This window comes from Brevibacillus sp. FIR094 (genome assembly GCF_050477165.1).
Classification (GTDB): domain Bacteria; phylum Bacillota; class Bacilli; order Brevibacillales; family Brevibacillaceae; genus Brevibacillus.
This window is the reverse complement of record NZ_JBEAES010000005.1, coordinates 225857-248251: the sequence shown is the minus strand read 5'-3', so window position 1 is coordinate 248251 and position 22395 is coordinate 225857. Positions and strand designations below refer to the sequence as shown.

The window sequence follows — 22395 nt, the reverse complement described above, 5'->3', positions numbered from 1 at the left end:
TCATCGGTAAACCGTAGGGGTTTTTCCAATGTCTACTTTAAGGGGTGCACTTCAGTGGGGTTTCTCTTTGTTTTCATTGACTTGAGTAGTGAATGACTACGGAACACTTTACGATACGATCTCCATTGTTTCGATAAATGTGAGGCCTGTCTGCTTTAAAAATGAGAGTATCCTCAGGCTCAACGATATAAACTTGTTCATTGACAACAACCTCAAGCGTGCCTTCATTTACGAGGATAAATTCCTCAACCCCAGTTGTATGCGGTTCTGCTATATGCTCGCATCCAGGTTCAAGAGTTACTGAAAAGATCTCAAACTGTTGTTCCGGATTATACGGGACAAGTGGATACACACGATATTGACCGTTATTTTCAATAATAGGATTTACTTCCTTCTTTTTTACGATCGTAACGTTCGGTTTGAATTGACTAACGAGTGAAGAAAAGGATAAGCGCAACCCACTAGCAATTTTCCAAAGGGTTGTGATAGTTGGAGCAGACTTGCCTCTTTCAATTTGTCCTAACATCGTTTTGCTAACGCCTGTTAGTTCAGATGTTTTATCCAAGCTCAAGTTTCTTTCTTTCCGAATGCGCTTTATGTTCTCGCCAATATTTGTGTGAAATTCTTCCATCAAAATGCCCTCCATAGAGTTCGGACGTTATATTGCACGTATGTACGTTATCCTTTAAAATCGAGCTATATATAGCTTGAAGCAGACACTATATAGTCCAAAATATACGAAAAGAGGCGCTGTGTCTATGGAGAACAAGATATTATCAGGCGTTCATCAAGCGATTGGTAACACTCCCATGGTTCATCTATCTAGGCTAACAGAAAATTTCGATGGAAATATTTTCGCCAAACTGGAATATTTAAATCCAGGCTTTAGCAAAAAGGATAGAATCGCTTTGCAGATCATTGAAGAGGCTGAGAAGGTAGGAATTCTAAAACCAAATGACACCGTTGTGGAATTAACGAGTGGCAATACAGGGACTGGACTTGCGATTGTTTGTGGAGTCAAAGGGTATAAATTCGTTGCTGTCATGTCAAAAGGAAATTCAATGGAAAGAGCGAGGATGATGAAAGCTCTCGGAGCAGAAGTTGTTTTAGTAGACCAAGCGCCTGGTTCCCCTATAGGACAAGTTTCTGGTGAAGACCTCGCTAAAGTGGAAGAAGTAGCGCAGCAAATCACAAAAGAAAGAAATGCGTTTCGTGCTGACCAATTTCATCACATTGGCAATATTCATGCGCATGAATTTCACACGGGGGAAGAAATTTGGCAGCAAACGGATGGAAAAGTAGACGTTTTCCTTGATTTTGCTGGTTCTGGTGGCACTTTTACAGGTTGTGCAAAAACGTTAAAAAAGTATAATCCTAACATTCGTTGTTATTTAGTTGAACCTTACACCGCACCGTTCTACTCTGGTAAAGCTGCTACTAACCTCAATCACAAGATCCAAGGTGGGGGATATTCCATGGATTTACCTCTTCTGGATAAGAACTTGGTTACAGACTACATCCATGTTACTGATGAAGAAGCGACACAGATTGCTAGAGAACTAGCAAGAAAAGAAGGAATATTCGCAGGATTTTCTTCAGGAGCAAATGTTGCGGCTGCCTTACAGCTTTTGAAAGGGAAAGAAAAAGGGGCCAATATTGTGTTAACGATTAATGATTCAGGTCTCAAATATGTAAGCACAGACCTCTATGAATAACTTCAACCGTCCAATCATGCGAGTTTGCATGAGGGCTATCAATCTTACGAGCTTACGAAACCACGTGTCAACAATCACCTGGCTTTTTTTAATTGCCTTTACTCATATTGCCCCTTGAATCTCAAGTTACTTGAGGTTTTATAATTGGCTAGGAGGTGTTGTCACATGCACGGAAAGGTGAGGTGCAGATTAGACACCACACAAAATCAACAGACTAATCGAACAACGATAGACGTGAAATTCTTCATCGGACAAGTGGCAAAAATGACAGAATGTTCTGTATCCACTGTTCGATATTATGACGAGATCGGCCTGCTTTCACCTGCTGAGATAACTCCTGGAGGTCATCGTATGTATACGGCAGAGGAAATATGGCGGTTAAAACTGATCCTAACCCTCCGCTATTTAAACTTTGGTATTGATGAAATTAAGAAAATGTTAGCTGGGGATGTACCTGTTGATATGGCGATAGAATGGCAAATCGAAGCTTTGGACATCCAAATGCGTACTCTTGCCAGCATGAAATCCATTTTGGAACAAACAAAGCACAGTAAGGGTGGCAGTGATTCTTTGAGCTATATGCACGAGCTCATTGAATCAATTTCTACAGATGCATTGGAACGAGAAAAGTTTATTTTGGAAAAAATGGCTTCGTCCGTTTTTCCTGAGCAATTCCCGGTTGAATGGCGAGAGATATTTTTGTTAGGGGTTAACGTTTCTTCGTTGCTGGAAGGCAAGCTTTCGGCAGCACAAACGGCTGCATTAGATGAGTTGGAGGAAATGTTTAATGATCCACAGATTGTCCTGGAGATGAAGCATGATGTTATGTCCTATCTAGAAATAGTTCACCTGCCTAAGATCAGTGTGGAGATGTGGAGCGCCAGAATGCTTAAAAACCTTAAACAGTTGTTGAAAGCAGCGGAGCAACATGCAACTCCAGGTAGTCCTGTCGTACAGGCGAATGTCCAAGAGTATGTCTTGATGTTTGCCGATGTTGACGAACTCCCTATCCCGCAGTCATTTTTCCGTCGGTTTGCTGAAAAGATGCTCTCAAGCCAATCAGAAAATCTCGAACGTTTCAGAAGAATTTGCTCAATCCTGTACCCTAGTCTGCAATCGTATATGAAAACAAATGAATTATTCTACCAAGCGTTACAGTGGAAGCTTCAACAAATGGATAAAGAGTAAAGGTACTCTTTGTTACAGCTTACGAAGGAGGTGAAATCATCTGTCATCATCGGTAGTTCTTTCAAAAAGAAAAGGGAAGGAGGTGGCATGCTGACATATGAAGAAAAACAAGCGAAAAACGTACAGTGTCTTTTGACGGGGATTTGTCATTCTATGTATGTTCTTGGTGGTTGGTTGCAGCACGCAAACAACTGTGCCAGCCGAGCAGCAGGAGGGTGCTCAACCCAAAGCAGGCGGAACCATTACAGTAGCGTACCCTTTTGAACCGGATACGTTAGATGCTCACATGTCTGTTGCATCTGCTGGGGTCTATACCTGGTTGCTCGGTGGATCACTGCTATATAAGGATCCTGCCACAAATGAATACAAGCCTTCTCTTGCTAGTAACTATAAAATTTCTGCGGATGGCAAAACGTGGACCTTCACTATTCGTTCCGGGATTACCTTCCACGATGGGACACAATCCGCAGATAAAAGCAAAAACAGCTGAATTAATGGCTAGTAAAAGGAGTAAAGTGGACATCTGTCATGCCGACATATAATGACAGCTGGATCGAGCACTAACTACATGTCAACAAAGGAGAGAAGCGCATGCAAAATAACGAATGGGTTGATTCTTTTGAAAAATATGCTCAAAAATGGATAACAAAAGGTCAGGTTCCTGGTGTTTGTATGGGATTAGCAAAAGATGGTCAAATCTTCTATAGTAACGGATTTGGCTTCCGTGATGTGGAACGGCAGTTAGGAGTTACAATCGATACGGTTTTTGGTATAGGATCGATAACAAAATCTTTTACCTGTGTGGCAGTCATGCAATTACAAGAAGCAGGTAAGTTATCCGTACATGACCCTGTTGTCAAATACTTGCCGGAATTCCGTCTGAAAAATCTTGATGTGGGGCAAATCACGATTCATCATTTTATGACGAATACGAGTGGAATTCCTCCCTTGCCAACATTTTTGGCAAGTGTGATGCCAAGCTTGGAAGAGAATGAGGTAAACCATCCATTTTTCCAAAACCAGACAGTTCTTACGGAACCAATCGATACGTACGAAGACCTGATGAGTGTAATCTCTACATTAGATTTAGAGCTTTTAGGGCCACCAGGTACAGAGTTCAGTTATTCCAATGATGGTTTTGCCTTGCTGGGAGCGATCATTGAACGCGTCAGCGGGAAGTCGTATGAGGCTTATGTCAAGGAGCATATCATACATCCAATCGGGATGGAGCACACAAGCTTTTTTCTGGAAGAGCTGAATGGCTACGAGAATATTACAAAGCTGTATATCATGCGGGACAGAGGCGATCACAAGGAAGTGGTCTCATCTTCGAATTGGTGGGACACTCCCGTTTTTCGGGCGGCAGGATTTATAAAATCAACGGTGCGGGATATGCTGCGATATACGGACATGTTCTGTAAAGGTGGGCTTACAGCAGGGGGAAATCGTATCCTGACAACTGAAAGTGTACAACGAATGATAACCCCTTACTTTCCGACCAACTTGGTACCTGACCAATTTTACGGATATGGCTTGTTCATAACGACTGACTACTATGGAAAAACGTTAGTGGAACATAGTGGTGGTATTAAAGGGGTTACGGCTCAGATGTGCTTTTTTCCTGAAACAGGACTGGCCGGAGTGGCACTGTCGAATCTAGAATTGTCGCCGGTTCTGGCGGTTATGTTGGGTGCGCTAAATAGTCTGGAAAACCGCCCTCCTGAATCCTCTCATCTGGTTAGCAAGATTGATTTCCTAACTGAGGAAGCTATGGATCAATTCGTAGGGGATTATCATTCTAGTGACTTTGGGACATTGCCGATCCGATTGGAAAATGGTCAACTGATGCTCTCCTTTTTGGGAGAAAACTACGTTATGAGGCCATTTGCTGAAGATCTCTTTGTAGTCCGGGCTTTTGGGACAGATTTCTCGGCACAGTTTATCAGAGTAGGAAAGAATGAGATTGTTCGAATAGCTTTTGCGGGGAGACGATTTACAAAAACGGTGGGGGAAACGAAAAATGACCCAGCGAGTCAACGTAAATGATGCAAGATGCCGCGAGCTTGATGAGCTTTTTTCTACGATTGCCGAACAAAACAATTGGAGCGGCAACATCTTGATTTTGGAAGAAGGGAATCCATATTATCAAAATTCCATAGGAATGGTCAGTCTGGAAACGGCTGAAAGATTATCACCGCATTCGGTATTTGAGCTCGCATCGGTTTCCAAGGCGTTTACAGCAATGGGTATCATGATCTTGCAAGAGCAAGGGAAGCTCGACTATACAGATAAAGTTGATAAGTTTTTTCCAGATTTCCCTTATGACGATATTACTGTAGAGAATCTACTTGTGCACACATCCGGTTTGCCTGATTACATGGATCTGTTTTCGCAATATTGGGATAAAACGCGAATAGCAACGAATCAAGACATACTCGAACAGCTAATCAAGCATCGACCCAACGTCTTGTTTCAACCCAATGAAAAGTATGAGTACAGTAATACCGCCTATGCTTTATTGGCTTCTATTGTAGAGCACGCAGCTGATATACGATTTGCCGATTTTTTGCAGCAACAGATTTTTCAACCACTAGGTATGCATCATACGAAAGTGTACAACCGAAGATATTCTCCTGAGTTGATCCAGCATTACGCCTATGGATACGTGTATTCTGCTCAATCTGAGGCATTCGTGTTACCGGATGAATCAAGTGAGTACGATTTTGTCGTTTATCTGGATGGCATTCAGGGAGACGGCGCGATCAGTTCAACACTGGATGACATGCGTAAGTGGGACAGAGCTCTCTACACAGAAAAGCTGGTAAAAAAAGCAACGCTAGAGAGAGCATTTTCCCCAGTGCAGCTTACTGACAACAGTCTATCTAATTATGGATATGGCTGGCGGTTGTGTGAAGATCAGGTGACAGGAAAAGTCGTGCATCACGGCGGAAGCTGGCCTGGGTATCGAAGTTGGCTAAGACGATACATTGAAACCGATAAAACGATTATTTATCTCACAAATGTAGATCAGGAACATGAGTGGACGGAAAAAGTAGTAAAGGCAGTCGAGAATATTTTATTCGAACAACCGTATGTCATTCCGTAGCGATTAGCTTTTTCTTGTGTACAATCCTTCCATAAAAAAATTTGGATTTCCAATTTGACGAATTGCTCAAACATCCTGATCTCAAACTCAAAGTACGTTGGGACGGATAACGAGTATCATTGGATGCTTAGGAATTAGCCCACCATTAAACAATTTGCGCATGTTCATGTAGTCATGCTCAGGTTGTTTGATGGTGGGCTTTTATTATTTTCTTGGAGGTTTTAGAGAAGATGAAAAAATTAGCTTTGAACTAAATGGAGTGAAGCATGAAGCTAAGGCAGAGTTGCTCGAATTTGACCACTAGACACGCCCGTTTCGAGAAAAAAGGAAGAAGTGGATATGTCGCATCCCTTTTATCGCTATGATCCCGATCATGTTGAATCAGGTTTTCTGGCGTCTGAAAGGGTGATAATCGGAGCTTGGCATTACTACGGTTGGTTTTATTCGAAATCAGAAGTTTAACGCATGTCTCAAATTGGAGGGTAGTGTAGACGACATGGATAGAGTAGAAAGCGTGAATCGATTTCACCGAAATGCGGTGCAAGTCGTGGAAGCACAGCGCAGAATTGAGCAACATCTGAACCATCTCGGTGTAGAAGAAGTCTCATTGGAAAATGCCTACAGTCGTACGCTGGCGGAGGAGATCATTGCGACAGACAACATGCCTCATTTCCGGCGTTCCGGGATGGATGGTTTTGCGATCATGTCCAGTTCAACTAGCGGGGCATCATCTGAATCCCCTGTCCTTTTGGAAGTGATCGACAATATTCCGTGTGGAGCTGTTCCTACAAAAGAAATATCGGAAAGAACCGCCTCCCGAATTATGACGGGAGCCATGGTACCGGAAAATGCAAACGCAGTCATCATGCTGGAAATGACAGACGACTTTGAAGAGCAGGGCAAAACATACATTTCGGTAAAAAAAGAAATCCATCCTGGGAAGAACCTGACTCCAATTGGCCAGGAAATCACAATGGGTGATTGTGTCCTGCAAAAAGGAACAGAAATCCTCGCTGGTGAGACCGCATTGTTGGCTACATTCGGTTTCTCCCGCGTCAAAGTATATAAGCGCCCAACCATCGCGATATTTGCAACAGGTTCAGAGCTTTTGCCTGTAGATGCGCCACTTTGTGCAGGTAAAATTCGAAACAGTAACTCTTACATGCTGGCTGCACTTATTCGGGAGTCAGGAGGGATTCCGTTACTGATGGGTTCCATCCCAGACGAAGCAGATCAGGCACAAACTCTTATTCTTGAAGCATTCTCCGTTGCGGATTTCGTGATCACATCAGGTGGAGTATCGGTAGGCGACTATGACATTCTCGTAGATATTTTTGAAAAATGGAAAGGGAAGGTCCTGTTTAACAAAGTGGCGATGCGACCCGGAAGCCCTACGTCCGCAGGGGTTTGGAATGATCAATTTTTGTTTGCTTTGTCAGGCAATCCGGGAGCATGCTTTGTTGGTTTTGAACTCTTCGTTCGTCCTGTGATTTTGGGTATGCAGGGTATTCAAAATAGATACATGCGAGACTTTACTGCTTTTCTAGGCGAAGACTTTCCAAAGGTAAATGCGTATCCCCGGTATGTTCGTGGTAAATCGTATGTAATCGATGGCAAAGTATTCGTAAAACCTGTCGGCATGGATCAATCAAGCGTTATGGTATCCATTAAGGATTCCGATTGCTTGATCATGATTCCACCTGGAGGAAAGGGAATGCTACAAGGTGAACTTGTCTCCGCCTTGATGCTTAGAGGATAATACTCACCTTGCGGGCGCTTTGGTGAAAGTAACGGCTGTTGATTGGAAATAAATAGGTAGGAAAGTGCGTGTTGTAAGCGAGAACTGCCAGAAGCGAAGTTCTCCTTCTGAATGGTACAATGTAAATATAAGTAGAAATGAATACTATCGGAAGGATGTTTGGCATGAGCGAATCTTATCAGGAGTATATCGTAATCTCCGGTGCGAGGGAAAACAATCTCAAGAACGTATCCTTGCGCATTCCCAAGCGGAAGATTACGATCTTCACCGGTGTATCTGGATCTGGCAAGTCATCGATCGTCTTCGATACGATCGCCGCAGAATCCACGCGATTGCTGAATGAGAACTTCAGCATGTTCGTGCGCAATTTCCTGCCCCGCTATCCACAGCCGGATACGGACGCGATCGAGAACCTGAGCATGGCGGTTATCGTGGACCAGAAGCGACTGGGGGGCGGTTCCCATTCTACGATGGGCACAATTACCGATATTTCACCCATTCTTCGCCTACTGTTCTCTCGAATAGGTCAGCCCCATGTTGGACAAGCACATATGTTTTCCTTTAATGACCCCCAAGGCATGTGTCCCGAATGCAATGGGATCGGTCGCAGTCTGAGCATCGACATGAGCAAGGCGCTGGACATGTCAAAGTCGTTGAATGAAGGGGCAATCATGTTGCCGGACTATAAGGTAGACAGCATGGAATGGAATATGCTCGTGCAGACGGGCTTCGATCCTGACAAGAAGCTGAGCGATTATTCGGATGAGGAGCTTGAGCAGCTGTTGTACGCCAAGGCGAGGAAAGTAGAGATGCAATTCGCCGGGAAAGCCGTGAATATTACAGTGGAAGGCGTCATTGAGAAGTTCACCAACAAATACATCAAGCAGGATCTAAAAACGAAATCTGAGCGTACACAAAAAGCGGTTGCGCCGTTCATCACTGAAGGTTCTTGCTCCAGCTGTCATGGTGCGAGACTCAATCAGGCCGCACTCAACTGCAAAATCAATGGCCTCAACATTGCAGAGATGTCTTCGATGGAGGTCGGTCGGCTCATCCGCGTCATTCAGGAGATTGACGATTCGGTCGCTGCACCGATGGTCAAGTCGCTGACGGAACGGTTGGAGCATCTAGTGGATATCGGACTAGACTACTTGACGCTGGATCGTGAGACGGATACCTTATCTGGCGGCGAGTCGCAGCGTGTCAAGATGGTGAAGCATCTGAGCGGCAGTCTGGTGGATGTTACTTACATTTTTGATGAGCCCAGCGTTGGTTTACACCCCCGTGATGTACACCGGTTAAATGAATTGCTTCAGAAGCTGCGTGACAAGGGCAATACCGTGATTGTCGTCGAGCATGATCCCGATGTAATCAAGGTGGCAGATCATATCGTCGACGTCGGGCCTCACGCTGGTAGCCACGGCGGTACCATCGTGTATGAAGGCAGCTTCGAAGGTCTGCTGGAGTCAGGGACACTGACAGGTACCCATATGAAACGGCCGCTTCAACTGAAGCAAGATTCCAGGAAGCCATCCGGCAAGCTGACCATCCAAAATGCCACACTGCACAACCTGCAAAACGTAAATGTTGACATTCCAACAGGAGTCCTGACCGTAGTTACGGGTGTCGCAGGCTCTGGCAAGAGCACGCTGATTAACGAAGTATTCCTCAGCAACCATTCGGATGCAATCGTCATCGACCAATCGGCGGTAGGCGTGTCAACACGCTCGAATCCCGCGACCTACACAGGGATTATGGATGATGTGCGCAAGGCGTTTGCATCCGCGAACAAGGTCAACCAGGGCTTGTTCAGCTTCAACTCCAAGGGGGCTTGCGAGAATTGCCAAGGGCTAGGTGTTGTGTATACAGACCTTGCATTCCTTGAAAGCGTAAAGCTGCCATGCGAAGTCTGCGGAGGTAGACGGTTCAAGGAAGAGGTACTTGCATACAAGCTGAATGGCAAGTCAATTGCAGAAGTCCTGGAGATGACGGTGGAGCAGGCATTGGAATTTTTTGAGCTAAAAGAGGTTGTGCGCAAGCTCCAGGCGATGAGTGATGTGGGGCTGAACTATATTACACTCGGCCAGCCACTTAGTACGCTCTCTGGCGGGGAATGTCAGCGCATCAAGCTGGCAAGCGAGCTGCATAAGAAGGGCAGCATCTACGTGATGGACGAGCCGACAACTGGCTTACATATGTCAGATATCGGTCACCTTCTGGAGATCATGAACCGCCTCGTAGATGCAGGCAATACGGTAATCGTCATCGAGCACAATCTCGATGTGATCAGCCAAGCGGATTGGATTATCGATATGGGACCGGACGGAGGCAGCAACGGCGGTCAGGTGGTCTTCGAGGGCACACCTCCGCAGATCATCCATGCGGAAAAGTCAATCACGGGAAGATACTTGAAGTAATCCATCCCATCCACTTTCGTAATGGATGGGATTCCGACGTAAAAACTGCTATGGCATAACGAATTCAGATCTCCTCAAGGGAAACCGGAGGAGATTTTTGTTATACCGTAATAAATATCAGAAAATAAAGAATAATCTTGACAATAAAACGGGTACTAAGTAAAGTGGTGATTATAAGAAACTTATCGATCGATCGATCGACAAAGCCCAAAAAGCAGATGATGTAAACGCCACAAGTATCTGGACATGAGAGACTCTAGTTTCCTGCGATCATCAGTAGAAAGGAGCGCGCTTTTTTGACGAAAGAAAAAATATATCAAGCAGCATTACGGCTATTCGCAAGAAAGGGTTTTGAAGCAACCAGCATACGTGATATCGCTCTAGAAGCAGAGGTAACCTCCTCTACCCTCTATCATTACATGAAAACAAAAGAGGATCTGCTCGTTGCCATCATGCAAGAAGGGTTACAGACCCTTCTTGAAAATGCAAAGGAAGTGCTCGCTGAGCTTGAAGCGCCCGAACAACAATTGGCAGCGTTTGTACAGCTTCATGTTACCAGCCATGCCATTGACAAGCTAACAGCATTAGTAGTAGATACCGAGTTCCGTGCGCTGACAGGAAATACGCGCGTAGAAATTGCCAGGTTGCGCAGTGAATATGAGCTGCTCTGGCAGCGTATTTTAACGGGCGGATTAGAGGGGGGCGTATTTACGATAGAAAATACCAAGCTTACCGTTCTGGCTTTGCTTCAAATGTGCACGGGTGTCGCCCATTGGTACTCGCCCGATGGCCCAAATTCATTGGAAGAAATCAGCTTGAATTTTTCCGATATGGCGCTTGCACTCGTTCAGGCAAAGCGAAACGGTCAGCAACTGACTGTCTCCGATTTGGATCTGCCTGAACCCGCTCGTTTTTTTATGAAACCATGGCTGGGGGCTGCTACGCATGAACATTCTTGATGCCCGTGTCCGCTTGCCACAGCAGTTCCGTGAGGCACGCATAGGTGAAATGCGAAATGAGTACGTCGCTCAATATGATGCGGTGTTACAAGTAAGATCGACTATCGCGAAAACGCTCGACGATTTGATTCAAGAAATGAAAGAATCAGGAGTAGACCACGCCATTATGCATGCAGAATACGAATTCGGCGAGGATGGGGATGCGCTGAATGAAGCATTGGCAAAAGTCATATCCGCTAACACCGAGCTCTTCTCAGGATTCGGTACGATTTCCATGGAGCATTTCAGACCGATGCGCGCTGTCCAACAAGTGAGCCGCATCAGAGATCTGGGTTTTCTGGGAGTAAACATCCAGCCTGCATTTTTTGAGATGCCGATCGATGATCGCAAATTATATCCCGTATACGCAAAGGCTGCCGAATTAGGCTTGGCTGTTGCCATTCATACGGGAATTAATTATTCGATGATTCATCCCATCCGGAATGAACACCCGCTGTTACTGGATCAAGTCGCCTGTGATTTTCCAGAATTAACATTGATCGCGTGTCATGGGGGCTGGCCCTGGGTGCCTGAAATGGTTGCCGTAGCGCGCAAGCATCCCAATGTTCTGGTGGATTTGGGCGGGCTTTCTCCAAGGTATTTGGGGGTGCAAGGAGCAGGGTGGGAGATGATGTACAGGTTAGCAAACAACCTCTTGCAAGATCAAATCCTCTTTGCAACAGACTGGCCTGTATTTCCTCTGAAACGCGCGATTGCAGAATGGAAGGAATTAAGCATAAAGCCCGAGGTGCTAGAGAAGGTGCTCGGTTCGAATGCAAAAGCATTGTTTTCCAAAATAAAGGCGGAGGTAAAAAAGAATGACAACACGTAAGGCGGTGGTAGAGTGTGAGATCCATCAAGAGATAGGCTGGATTCATCTGAATCGCCCTGAGCGGTTAAATGCGGTGATTCCACAATTGGTAGAGGAGCTGTATGGATCGCTCGATCAGTTGGAACGGGAAGGAGTAAGGGCAGCAATTCTGGCTGGCCGCGGGAATGCTTTTTGTGCAGGACATGATTTGCGTCATGAAGAAAAGCCTGCAAATGAGGCTGAGCTTCGTCGGAATTTACAGAATATTCAGGATATAACTCGAAAGATCCAACGTGTTCCTTTTCCGGTAATCGCTGCGGTCCATGGTTATGCATTAGGAGCAGGGTGTGAGTTTGCGCTTGGATGCGATTTGATCATCGCCGCTCAAGATGCCGAATTCGGCTTTCCGGAAGTGAGTGTGGGACTTAGTGTTACCGGAGGAATCTCGCATATCCTTCCCATCGCGATTGGACTGGTCCGGGCGAAAGAATTGCTGTTTTCGGGCGAAAGGTTTGGTGCATCGCAAGCACTGCATCTAGGACTCATCAACAAGGTAGTGGATCATAAAGTGTTAGCTGAAGAAGCTGACAAGTGGGCGAAACGGTTAGCTAAGCTCCCGCAAGTTGCACTTGCAAAAGCCAAATTTGCGCTAAATCGCGGGGCACAATGCGATCTGGAGGCAGCTTTTGAATTGGAGATCGAGCATGCGCTGGCAACCGTGCAAACGATTGAATCCAAGCAGGCGGCTGAAGGGTTCCGAAAAAAAGGATCGGTATAGAGAAGGGGGGCTGAAACCTTTTGGACATGCAAGAAATCAAGTCTTTGACGGCACGGGCGGCCAAACGATGGGGAGAAAAAATCGGCCTAGTCTTTGATGAATGGAATGAACAACTGTCATTTAAGGAGATAGAAGACCGTTCCAACCAGATCGCCAACATGCTCCAAGTGCTGGGCGTAGGCTATGGGGATCGGGTAGCCGTCATGCTGAGGAACCAGCCGGAATTCCCGCTTGTCTGGCTGGCGTTGGCAAAACTGGGCGCGAATATAGTGCCGATAAATGTAAATTACAAAGAGTACGATGCACAGTATATCCTCCACCACTCCGAAGCAATCGTTATCGTAACTTCACAGGAATTTGTATCCCTGCTACATAAGATCAAACCTTCCTTACAAACCCTCAAAACAATCCTCTCAGTAGACCAATCAGACGATCCCAACGTTCTCGATTTCAGAACGATGTGTGAAGCAGCACCCACAACTCCAACAGCGCTTACCGTTTTTCCTGAAACGATAGTCAATATCCAATATACATCCGGCACGACAGGCTTCCCCAAAGGGTGTATGCTTTCACATGAATATTGGCTCACCATAGCAAAAAAGATGGTCGAGCAGCATCCCAATTTGACCCATTCAGATGTACTGTTAACGGCGCAGCCCTTTTACTATATGGACCCGCAATGGAATTTGCTGGGTGCGATCGCTGTGGGGGCAAAGCTTGTGGTTCTCGATCGATTTCATCCCTCTACATTTTGGAAGAAAGTACGGCAATATGGCGTTACCTTTTTCTACTGCCTGGGGATCATGCCCACGCTAATGGTCAAAACACCACGCTCGCCATTAGACAGGGAAAACAACGTTCGCGCCATCCTTTGCTCGGCCATTCCCCCGCATCTGCACCGCGAATTGGAAGAGCGCTGGGGCGCGCCATGGTATGAGGTTTTCGGTATGACAGAGACAGGTGGAGATATTTCGGTTAAACCACACGATCATGACCGATTGCTCGGAACAGGCTGCATCGGAAAACCGGATAAAGATCGGACCGTCCGCATTGTTGATATTCACAACCACCCCGTTTCGAGGGGCGAGGTTGGCGAGCTCCTCCTACGGGGCTTGGGGATGATGGATGGCTACTATAAAGATACTGATGCGACTTGCGCTGCCTTTCAGGGCGGCTGGTTCCACACCGGAGATTTGGTGCGAATGGATGAAGACGGATACATCTATTATGTCGGCAGAAAAAAGGAGATGATTCGCCGGAGCGGGGAAAATATTTCGGCTACTGAGGTTGAGGAAGTCATGAAAATGCATCCGGCCGTGCAATATGCTGCCTGCCTTCCAGTGAAAGACGAAATACGCGGGGAAGAAATCAAGGCATACGTGGTAGTGAAAGAGGGCCAAACAGTGCCTCCTCATGAATTGATCTCTTATTGCACCGAGCATCTTGCTTACTACAAGGTTCCACGATATTGGGAATACCGCAGTGAATTGCCTCGAACCCCATCTGAGCGTATAGCCAAGCATGTACTGGCGAACGAAAAAGCAGATCTTCGCATCGGTTCCTATGATCGCATGGATGATAGCTGGAGATAACATGAAAATGGAGAGGAAGATATGGATGAATAGTTGGGTAAAGGTACTGAAAGAGCTGTCAGAGGCTTCCGGAGTTCCTGGACAAGAACAGGAAGTGCGAGAATTAATGCACACGTACTTGGAACCGCTTACAGAAGAAGTGTTCACAGATAATCTGGGAAGCATAATCGGGCGGAAAACAGGCCTGGCCAATGGACCCAAAATCATGATGATGGGCCATATGGATGAAGTGGGGTTCATGGTAACGCGTGTCATGAAGGATGGATTCATCGCTTTCCAGCCGCTTGGTGGCTGGTGGTCGCAGGTGATGCTGGCACAGCGCGTGAACATTAAAACAGGCAAAGGGGATATTGTCGGCGTAATCGGGTCAAAACCACCGCATCTGCTGTCTTCGGAAGAACGAAAGAAAGTGGTTGAGATCGAGCGGATGTTCATCGACATCGGCGCATCCAGTGCAGAACAGGCAAAGGAGCTGGGAATTCGTCCAGGTGATCCGATTGTGCCGATCTGTCCTTTCACGGTGATGGCGAATGACAAGATGTATATGGCAAAAGCGCTCGATAATCGCGGCGGTTGCCTGACAGCCATTGAAGTAATGAAACAGTTACAAGAAACGGATCACCCCAACATCGTATATAGCGGAGCTACTGCACAAGAAGAAGTGGGATGCCGCGGCGCATTCACGAGCACGTATATGGTGCAGCCAGATATATTCATTGCATTGGAGACAGGGATAACGTTTGACACGCCGGGAAGCGCCGACTCTCCTAATTTGCCTGATATCAAGTGCGGTGGCGGGCCTACGATTGGTCTATTCGACGGCTCACTCGTGCCCAATCGGAAATTGCGGGATCTGTTATTTGATACGGCTGAAGAGGAAGGCATCCCGTATCAATATGCTGCTATTGCAGGTGCGGGTACGGACGCTGGAGCTGCTCATATGGTTGGCAAAGGGGCTCCATCCATCGTCATTGCAATCCCTGCGCGTTACATTCACAGTCACGCTTCGATTCTCCATCATGATGATGTGGAAAATACGGTGAAATTGCTGACGGCTCTCGTCAAAAAGCTGGATCAAAAAACGGTTGATTGGCTCAGATCGTAGGAGGCCAGGATATGTCCCAAACGAGGGAGTGATGTCATTCATGGGGATAAGAAAGCGGGAACCCGCCACGTTTGTGAGCATTGTCCTTTCCTGTTTCGTACTACTGGCAAGCGTGGCCGGCTGCGGGACACTTTCCACGAAATCAGATACTGATGAAGGAAAAAAAGATGCCCATATATCCGAGAAAAAGGGCGGAACGATCACCGTTGCGATCGGCAGTGAACCAGATACACTGGATGTCCACAAATCGACAGCGTTAAGCACGGAGGGGATCGCGCTCAATCTAGGGGGGGCTCTCCTTTACAGAGATCCCCAAACAAATGAGGTCAAGCCCCATCTGGCCAAATCGTACTCCATTTCGGAAGATGGGAAGACATGGACATTTCGTATTCGCCAAGGCGTTACCTTTCATGATGGGACACTGCTTACTGCACAGGCGTACAAGCGAACGTTTGAGCGGGCCATGTCTCCGGAAATCGCTCCGAAAGGCGTAGGGATGGTTCTTGGCATCATCAAATCGATCCAAACCCCAGATGATCAGACACTTATTTTGGAGTTGAATGAACCGTCTGCCACGCTCCTCACCTATTTCACTTCCGCGAGCTGGATGCAGCCGCTCTCGCTGGACGCGGTGCAAAAGTTTGGGGATCAATACGGAAGGAATCCGGTCGGTGTCGGTCCATGGAAGATGGAGAGCTGGAAATCAGGAGATTCTATCACACTGATTCAAAATGATGCCTATCGCTGGGCAACGCCCTCCTTTAAAAATCAAGGACCACCGTGGCCGGACAAATTAGTTCTGAAATTGATTCGAAATCCGCAAACGGCTGTCGCTGCTTTGGAAAGCGGAACCATCGATATCGCTGATCTGCCTGCGAAAGACGCGAAGAAATTCAAGAACAACAATGGTTTTACGGTACTTGAGCAGACAAAGCGCGGCTTGGGGTTGTTTGTCGAGCTGAACTTGAAAAACGAGATATTACAAGATAAAAACGTACGCAAAGCGTTGCAAATGGCAATAAAGAAGGATGCCATCGTACAGTCGCATCTGCAAGGCGAAGGAATTGTTGCAGATGGTCCGCTGCCAGCAAATTTGTTCGGATACGATCAATCCATTGCCCAATATGCCTACAAATACAACCCTGAGGAAGCGATAAAGCTCCTGGAAGAAGCCGGATGGAAACTGAATGTACAAGGCATAAGGGAGAAAGCAGGAAAACCACTTCATTTCGAATTGTTGAGTATGGAAGTATGGTCTCAACCTGCCCAGTTGATGCAAGGAATGTTCAAAGCGATTGGGGCAGACGTGAAAATCATTAATCTGGAAGGCAGCGCAGTCGACCATTTAACTGCTGCCGGCACATTTGACATGGCGCTGGATGGATACGTCGCTGATGACCCTGATATCTTGTTTCCGTTCATGCATTCAACTCAGATCGGTGGGATGAATCGTTCAGCTATCCATGACAAAACGATCGATTCCTTGCTGGAAAAGGGACAGGTGACGATGAAGAGCGACGAGAGAGCGAAAATTTATGAAGATCTTCAGAAGCGCTCTGTGGAGGAGGCGTTTTGGATTCCCATTTACACCGAAAAACGGTTTGTCGTGGTAAACAACCGCGTTCAGGGACTGATGCTTGATCCATCCGGACTGAAATTGTATCAGGACGTGTGGGTTAAGTAAGCGAGGAAACAAAAAAACAAGGAGAAACAGGTCATGAACAATCAGGAATGGATCGTGAGTTATGAGGAGTTTGTCCGAGAAATAATGATGGGAAGCAACGTGCCTGGAGCTGCAATTGGAGTGGCCAAACACGGACAGCTCGTTTATGCCAAAGGCTTCGGCTATCGTGATGCCGAGCAAGTTCAGGTAGCGACAGTTGATACTTTGTTCGGAATCGCTTCGATTACGAAATCGTTCACTGCTATTGCGATCATGCAGCTACAGGAAGCGGGAAAACTGACGGTTGCCGATCCTATTTCCCGTTTTTTGCCAGAGTTTCATGTGAAAACGGGACGTGGAACGGAAGCAATCACCATTCACAACTTTCTAACCCATTCCTCCGGCTTGCCGCCATTATCTTGCGTTGATGAAGCACTTAAGCGTGGGATGAACACCTATGAGGAATTGATGACCTATATGGCACAACTGGAATTTACTTTATTGGGCGCACCAGGTACGGAGTTCAGTTATTCGAATGATTGCTATACGCTACTGGGAGCAATTGTTGAGCGGGCAAGCGGCAAGCCATATTCGACATATGTGAAGGAGCATATTCTCCAACCAGCGGGAATGCAGCATAGTTGCTTTTCTTTAATGGAGTTGCACGGGTACGAGGATAGGACACCGTTATTTGAGACACCGCCGTTTCAATCTTCCGGCGGATTAAAATCAACGCTCACCGACATGATGAGATACACCGAGCTGTTTCGAACGAAAGGTTTGATTGGCAAGGAACGAATCCTTCGCACGGAAAGTATGCAGCAGATGACCACCCCTTATTTCCGATGCGAACATAACCAATATTACGGGTATGGTGTAGCGATTACACCCAATTTCTACGGTGCTTTGATGCTGGGCCATAGCGGCAGAGAAAAAGGGATCCAAGCCTACATGAGCATCATCCCCGAGAACGGATTGGCTGCCGTGGCACTCACCAATCTCAGCGGTTCGCCGGCTGCCGCATTGGCACATGGCACGTTTCACTGCATCGAGAATCGTCCAGCGAAATCAACGCATGTCACGTATAAGGAATATGACTTCCCAAAAGATCGTCTGCTTGAATATGCGGGCGAGTACGGCTCAATGGAAGGAATGCATCTTCAGGTAAGCGTAGAGGCAGGCACGCTGATCGTAACGGTCGATCATTCGGACTCATTCTCTTTAAAAGCGATCGACGAAGACGTTTTTCTCGCGAATGTTGAAGGGGCGGATCAAACCGTACGCTTTATACGAGACGGAAGTCAAAAGGTTATTCGAATGATGGGCTCCTATCGCCAAACTCCCAAGCGAGTTTAGCCGTAAGCAATGAATACGCATTCTGGAAGAGAGGAGTGAACGAATCATGAAACAGTATTTGTTGAATCGGATGCTATCGGGAGTGATTGTCCTCCTCGGCATTTCCATCTTTTCGTTTGCGCTCGTTCATTTTATTCCTGGAGATCCGGTACGGATCATGTTAGGGGAAAAGGCTACAAAAGCACAAGTGGAACAGTTACGTGAACAAATGGGGCTAAATCAGCCCCTTCCTCATCAGTACCTGACCTACATGGAAAAAGTAATCCAAGGAGATTTCGGGACTTCCTTACAAACAGAAAGACCTGTCATCGTGGAAATAATGGAACGGTTTCCGGCAACGGCCAAGCTAGCCTTCGCTGGGATTGGCATCGCGGTCGTGATTGGCTTAACGATGGGAATAATCGCTGCAAAATACAAGAATACGCTCTTGGACTTTATGCTCATGGCGGCAGCTTCGATCGGATTATCGCTGCCGAGCTTCTGGCTGGGGTTAATCGTAATCATGTTATTTTCCGTTCAATTAGGCTGGTTTCCAATCGCGGGCGGTACGGGATGGAAGGATCTTGTTTTGCCTGCTTGTACCTTGGGCGTTTTGTCTTCCGCGATGATCAGCCGACTGACGCGTTCAGGTATGGTCGAAGTGCTTTCCCATGAGTACATTCGAACGGCACGAGCCAAGGGATTGAGGGAGTCGATCATCCTATTCCGACACGCCTTGTGCAATGTCATGATTCCTGTTGTTACGGTGGTAGGCTTGCAAATCGCGACTCTGTTGGGCGGGGCGGTTATCATCGAACAAGTGTTCAACTGGCCTGGAATCGGCACATTGGCTATCCGTGCGATTTCATCCCGTGATTTTCCGATGATTCAGGGCATTGTACTACTTATGGGCTTCGTCTATGTCGTGGTAAATATGATGGTCGATCTCCTCTATGGTTTGATTGATCCGCGTGTCGACCTCATTACGGTTAAGGAGGGGCGGTAACTTGAATGAGGTGAACAAAACCGTTGCACATGGGGCGACGCAAGCCAAATCCCCGATTTTTCCCAAGCTTGCATTTTGGGGAAAAATCAAGAAACAGCGAGCGGCAAAACTAAGCTTGGTGGTGCTATTACTCATTTCTGTGATCGGAATCGTCGGGCCTTGGATCGCCCCTTATGACCCTACTGAAAGTAACTACGAAGCCTTTTTGCAAGGCCCGTCTGCCAAGCATGTTCTCGGAACGGATGCGATCGGCCGCGATTTGTTTTCCCGTATTTTATACGGAACGCGCGTTACGCTTGTGGTTGCTGTCATGGCGGTCGGCATCACAGTTGCGGCTGGAACGATGATTGGTGTCATCAGTGCGTATGTGGGAGGATTCATTGATCACCTGCTCATGCGGATTATGGATATTTTGCTCGCCTTGCCGGGGATCATTTTGGCTTTGGCGATTGTCGCGGCGCTTGGACCGAGTCAAACCAATGCGATGATCGCAATCGGCATTTCTTCGATTCCCAGCTTTGCGCGTCTGATCAGGGCAGCGACGCTCGTCATCATGTCTTCTGGATATGTGGAAGCCAGCAGATCGATCGGGACGCCGAGCTGGTGGATCATTCTTTTTCAGGTTCTCCCCAATATTACGAATGTATTGTTCGTATACATGACACTGTTCGTCGGGGGAGCGATTCTCGATACGGCCGCATTGGGTTTTATCGGCTTAGGCGCGCAGCCGCCGACTCCCGAATGGGGGACCATGTTGAATGAAGGAAAAGATTATTTGACCGATGCCTGGTGGCTTGCGACATACCCGGGATTGGCCATCACCATTGTCGTGTTGGCAGTAAACCGGCTGGGAGATTCCTTGCGTGACATTTTTGATCCTCGTACGCAAAAGTAAAAGGGCAATAAGAGGATGGGAGAGGGGATTCCATTTATGGACAATGTATTGGAAGTGACAGGGCTGACAACCCGGTTCTCGAAAGAGTCGGGGACGATTACGGTTGTTGATCAGCTTGATTTACATGTGAAAAGAGGGGAGACGCTGGGAATTGTCGGCGAGTCGGGCTGCGGCAAGAGTGTCACTTCACTCTCGCTCATGCGACTGCTGGACAATAATGCTACTTTGACTGGAAGCATTCTATTCAACGGGAAAGAAGTGCTTGGACTGAGTGAAGCCGAGATGCGCAGTCTCAGAGGCAAGGAAATGGCGATGATTTTTCAAGAACCGATGCATTCGTTAAATCCGGTGTTGACGATCGGCAGACAAATCAGTGAGGTACTGCACGAGCATGAGGGTGAAAGCAAAGTGGCAGTAAAGCGACGGGTACTGGATTTGCTTACCGTTGTGGGCATCTCCCGAGCGGAAGAGATTTACAGGGATTACCCGCACCGTTTGTCAGGAGGAATGAGGCAGCGGGTGATGATTGCCATGGCGATCGCATGCAATCCGTCATTACTGATCGCTGATGAACCGACGACCGCATTAGATGTGACAATTCAAGCGCAAATCTTGAATCTGATCAAAAAAATCAGAAGGGATATCGGCATGTCAGTGATCATGATTACGCATGATTTAGGGGTCGTCGCTGAAGTGTGCGACCGCGTCATGGTGATGTATGCGGGACAAGCGATTGAAACAGCGGACGTAAGGTCGTTGCTGCGCAATCCGAAGCACCCGTACACCGTAGGTTTGCTCCAATCGACACCAAGGCAACGTGCAAAGAGGCTTCACAGCATAAAAGGCAGTGTGCCCGCACCGGAAAACAAACCCAATGGATGCCGGTTTGCCCCGCGATGCGATAGAGTGATGGCAATATGTTGGGAGAGGAATCCTGTGCTCCGTCCAGTGGATCAGCATTCTTCTTGTCGATGCTGGTTATTTACCCAAGACAAGGATCATGAACAGGAAAGCTCGGTGGTAAGTGGATGACGACGCCAATCCTGGAAGTGAAAGGTCTGCGCAAGCTGTTTCGCATGAAAAAAGGGTGGTTTCAACAACCGCATTATGTTCATGCTCTAAACGGGATTGATGTGAGCGTCTATGAAGGAGAAACGCTGGGGATTGTCGGTGAGTCAGGCTGCGGAAAGTCTACATTGGGAAAATGTATACTGCGTTTGCTGGAGCCGGTCCAAGGCGAAATTCGTTTCCAAGGCAACGAAATAGGAAAAATGAACAAAAATGAAATGCGTGCAGTAAGGCGAAATATGCAAATGGTTTTCCAAAATCCATTTGAAACATTGAACCCGAAACTAACGATCGGGCACATCTTGACGGAGCCGCTGATTTCGCACTGTATTCCCCGAGAGCAGCGACAAGCGCTACTGGAAGAAACGATTGAGATTGTCGGCATGAGCAAGCAGCATCTCTCTCGCTATCCTCACGAATTTTCCGGAGGGCAAAGACAACGAATTGGCATCGCCCGCGCCCTGATTCTTCGGCCAAAGCTGATTATCGCAGATGAGCCTGTGTCCGCACTAGATGTGTCGATTCAATCGCAGATTCTTAATTTGCTGCAGGATCTACAAGAACAATTTTCCTTGACCTATGTCTTCATTTCGCATGATTTGAGCGTAGTTGAGCACATTGCCGATAAAGTGGCGGTCATGTATTTAGGTGAAATCATCGAGTATGCTGAGAAAGAAAAACTGTTTGGAAGACCGCTGCATCCCTATACACAGGCATTGCTTTCAGCCAAACCCATTACCGATCCTGATGATACGCGAGAGCAAATTGTGTTGTCGGGAGATCTCCCGTCTCCGTCTAATCCGCCGAAGGGATGTAAATTCCATCCTCGCTGCCGTTCCAGCATGGAAATATGCAAAGTCGAGTTGCCAAAGCTTCGTGAAATAGAAGGGCAATCGGTCGCTTGCCATCTCTATCAATCATTCGCTGCAATCGATCCTTCTTACATCATCGGATAAAAG

Annotated in this window: 19 protein-coding genes; 18 read left to right on the top strand and 1 reads right to left on the bottom strand. The window is 47.0% G+C overall.

Annotation, left to right across the window (positions count from 1 at the left end; translation table 11 throughout):
* Window positions 1-73 precede the first annotated feature (73 nt).
* A complete protein-coding gene (locus ACQ5DJ_RS06160; RefSeq protein WP_429841663.1) occupies window positions 74-631 on the bottom strand; it encodes a helix-turn-helix domain-containing protein in 558 nt (185 codons plus the stop codon).
* Window positions 632-758: 127 nt separating this feature from the next.
* On the opposite strand from ACQ5DJ_RS06160, the gene ACQ5DJ_RS06155 reads away from it, so the two are divergent.
* The 18 genes from ACQ5DJ_RS06155 to ACQ5DJ_RS06070 all read left to right on the top strand — a co-directional run bounded on the left by ACQ5DJ_RS06155 (window position 759) and on the right by ACQ5DJ_RS06070 (window position 22392).
* Window positions 759-1715 (top strand): PLP-dependent cysteine synthase family protein, encoded by a 957-nt coding sequence (locus ACQ5DJ_RS06155; protein ID WP_429841662.1) that lies wholly within the window; start codon window positions 759-761, stop codon window positions 1713-1715.
* A gap of 165 nt (window positions 1716-1880) precedes the next feature.
* The gene (locus ACQ5DJ_RS06150) at window positions 1881-2903 is read left to right on the top strand and encodes a MerR family transcriptional regulator (protein WP_429841661.1); all 1023 of its coding nucleotides are present in this window, start codon (window positions 1881-1883) and stop codon (window positions 2901-2903) included.
* Window positions 2904-3060: 157 nt separating this feature from the next.
* A complete protein-coding gene (locus ACQ5DJ_RS06145) occupies window positions 3061-3393 on the top strand; it encodes an ABC transporter substrate-binding protein (RefSeq protein ID WP_429841660.1) in 333 nt (110 codons plus the stop codon).
* Window positions 3394-3494: 101 nt separating this feature from the next.
* The gene (locus tag ACQ5DJ_RS06140; protein WP_429841659.1) at window positions 3495-4949 is read left to right on the top strand and encodes a serine hydrolase domain-containing protein; all 1455 of its coding nucleotides are present in this window, start codon (window positions 3495-3497) and stop codon (window positions 4947-4949) included.
* Complete coding sequence (locus ACQ5DJ_RS06135) at window positions 4924-6009, top strand: serine hydrolase domain-containing protein (protein ID WP_429841658.1); 1086 nt, start codon at window positions 4924-4926, stop codon at window positions 6007-6009. The genes ACQ5DJ_RS06140 and ACQ5DJ_RS06135 overlap by 26 nt, the downstream gene beginning before the upstream one ends.
* Before the next feature lie 496 nt (window positions 6010-6505).
* On the top strand, window positions 6506-7768 hold the full coding sequence (locus ACQ5DJ_RS06130; RefSeq protein ID WP_429841657.1) for a molybdopterin molybdotransferase MoeA: 1263 nt from the start codon (window positions 6506-6508) through the stop codon (window positions 7766-7768).
* A 164-nt stretch (window positions 7769-7932) separates the two neighbouring features.
* Window positions 7933-10185 carry an ATP-binding cassette domain-containing protein gene (locus ACQ5DJ_RS06125; RefSeq protein WP_429841656.1) on the top strand — a complete coding sequence of 751 codons (2253 nt, stop codon included), beginning with the start codon at window positions 7933-7935 and terminating at the stop codon, window positions 10183-10185.
* Window positions 10186-10481: 296 nt separating this feature from the next.
* Complete coding sequence (locus tag ACQ5DJ_RS06120; RefSeq protein ID WP_429841655.1) at window positions 10482-11144, top strand: TetR/AcrR family transcriptional regulator; 663 nt, start codon at window positions 10482-10484, stop codon at window positions 11142-11144.
* The gene (locus ACQ5DJ_RS06115) at window positions 11131-12015 is read left to right on the top strand and encodes an amidohydrolase family protein (RefSeq protein ID WP_429841654.1); all 885 of its coding nucleotides are present in this window, start codon (window positions 11131-11133) and stop codon (window positions 12013-12015) included. Before ACQ5DJ_RS06120 ends, ACQ5DJ_RS06115 begins: the two co-directional genes overlap by 14 nt.
* A complete protein-coding gene (locus ACQ5DJ_RS06110; protein WP_429841653.1) occupies window positions 12002-12772 on the top strand; it encodes an enoyl-CoA hydratase/isomerase family protein in 771 nt (256 codons plus the stop codon). The genes ACQ5DJ_RS06115 and ACQ5DJ_RS06110 overlap by 14 nt, the downstream gene beginning before the upstream one ends.
* Before the next feature lie 26 nt (window positions 12773-12798).
* Window positions 12799-14364, top strand: coding sequence for an AMP-binding protein (locus ACQ5DJ_RS06105; protein WP_429841673.1), 1566 nt, complete (start codon window positions 12799-12801; stop codon window positions 14362-14364).
* Between the two features lie 25 nt (window positions 14365-14389).
* Window positions 14390-15469 (top strand): M42 family metallopeptidase, encoded by a 1080-nt coding sequence (locus ACQ5DJ_RS06100; RefSeq protein ID WP_429841652.1) that lies wholly within the window; start codon window positions 14390-14392, stop codon window positions 15467-15469.
* Between the two features lie 40 nt (window positions 15470-15509).
* Window positions 15510-17153 (top strand): ABC transporter substrate-binding protein, encoded by a 1644-nt coding sequence (locus ACQ5DJ_RS06095; protein ID WP_429841651.1) that lies wholly within the window; start codon window positions 15510-15512, stop codon window positions 17151-17153.
* A 33-nt stretch (window positions 17154-17186) separates the two neighbouring features.
* Window positions 17187-18488: a serine hydrolase domain-containing protein gene (locus ACQ5DJ_RS06090; protein WP_429841650.1), complete on the top strand. Its 1302-nt coding sequence runs from the start codon at window positions 17187-17189 to the stop codon at window positions 18486-18488.
* Window positions 18489-18534: 46 nt separating this feature from the next.
* Window positions 18535-19473 carry a nickel ABC transporter permease gene (gene nikB, locus ACQ5DJ_RS06085; RefSeq protein ID WP_429841649.1) on the top strand — a complete coding sequence of 313 codons (939 nt, stop codon included), beginning with the start codon at window positions 18535-18537 and terminating at the stop codon, window positions 19471-19473.
* Between the two features lies 1 nt (window position 19474).
* Window positions 19475-20368 (top strand): ABC transporter permease, encoded by an 894-nt coding sequence (locus ACQ5DJ_RS06080; protein ID WP_429841648.1) that lies wholly within the window; start codon window positions 19475-19477, stop codon window positions 20366-20368.
* A 36-nt stretch (window positions 20369-20404) separates the two neighbouring features.
* Complete coding sequence (locus ACQ5DJ_RS06075; protein WP_429841647.1) at window positions 20405-21400, top strand: ABC transporter ATP-binding protein; 996 nt, start codon at window positions 20405-20407, stop codon at window positions 21398-21400.
* The gene (locus ACQ5DJ_RS06070; protein WP_429841646.1) at window positions 21397-22392 is read left to right on the top strand and encodes an ABC transporter ATP-binding protein; all 996 of its coding nucleotides are present in this window, start codon (window positions 21397-21399) and stop codon (window positions 22390-22392) included. The genes ACQ5DJ_RS06075 and ACQ5DJ_RS06070 overlap by 4 nt, the downstream gene beginning before the upstream one ends.
* The last annotated feature ends 3 nt before the right edge of the window (window positions 22393-22395 follow it).

Bases quoted from the DNA above. Each gene is read 5' to 3' on its own strand.
- nikB (WP_429841649.1), top strand. From the start codon at position 18,535: ATGAAACAGTATTTGTTGAATCGGATGCTATCGGGAGTGATTGTCCTC.
- ACQ5DJ_RS06125 (WP_429841656.1), top strand. From the start codon at position 7,933: ATGAGCGAATCTTATCAGGAGTATATCGTAATCTCCGGTGCGAGGGAA.
- ACQ5DJ_RS06110 (WP_429841653.1), top strand. From the start codon at position 12,002: ATGACAACACGTAAGGCGGTGGTAGAGTGTGAGATCCATCAAGAGATA.
- ACQ5DJ_RS06140 (WP_429841659.1), top strand. From the start codon at position 3,495: ATGCAAAATAACGAATGGGTTGATTCTTTTGAAAAATATGCTCAAAAA.
- ACQ5DJ_RS06145 (WP_429841660.1), top strand. From the start codon at position 3,061: ATGTTCTTGGTGGTTGGTTGCAGCACGCAAACAACTGTGCCAGCCGAG.
- ACQ5DJ_RS06115 (WP_429841654.1), top strand. From the start codon at position 11,131: ATGAACATTCTTGATGCCCGTGTCCGCTTGCCACAGCAGTTCCGTGAG.
- ACQ5DJ_RS06150 (WP_429841661.1), top strand. From the start codon at position 1,881: ATGCACGGAAAGGTGAGGTGCAGATTAGACACCACACAAAATCAACAG.
- ACQ5DJ_RS06160 (WP_429841663.1), bottom strand. From the start codon at position 631: ATGGAAGAATTTCACACAAATATTGGCGAGAACATAAAGCGCATTCGG.
- ACQ5DJ_RS06130 (WP_429841657.1), top strand. From the start codon at position 6,506: ATGGATAGAGTAGAAAGCGTGAATCGATTTCACCGAAATGCGGTGCAA.
- ACQ5DJ_RS06155 (WP_429841662.1), top strand. From the start codon at position 759: ATGGAGAACAAGATATTATCAGGCGTTCATCAAGCGATTGGTAACACT.
- ACQ5DJ_RS06075 (WP_429841647.1), top strand. From the start codon at position 20,405: ATGGACAATGTATTGGAAGTGACAGGGCTGACAACCCGGTTCTCGAAA.
- ACQ5DJ_RS06100 (WP_429841652.1), top strand. From the start codon at position 14,390: ATGAATAGTTGGGTAAAGGTACTGAAAGAGCTGTCAGAGGCTTCCGGA.
- ACQ5DJ_RS06070 (WP_429841646.1), top strand. From the start codon at position 21,397: ATGACGACGCCAATCCTGGAAGTGAAAGGTCTGCGCAAGCTGTTTCGC.
- ACQ5DJ_RS06095 (WP_429841651.1), top strand. From the start codon at position 15,510: ATGGGGATAAGAAAGCGGGAACCCGCCACGTTTGTGAGCATTGTCCTT.
- ACQ5DJ_RS06090 (WP_429841650.1), top strand. From the start codon at position 17,187: ATGAACAATCAGGAATGGATCGTGAGTTATGAGGAGTTTGTCCGAGAA.
- ACQ5DJ_RS06135 (WP_429841658.1), top strand. From the start codon at position 4,924: ATGACCCAGCGAGTCAACGTAAATGATGCAAGATGCCGCGAGCTTGAT.
- ACQ5DJ_RS06105 (WP_429841673.1), top strand. From the start codon at position 12,799: ATGCAAGAAATCAAGTCTTTGACGGCACGGGCGGCCAAACGATGGGGA.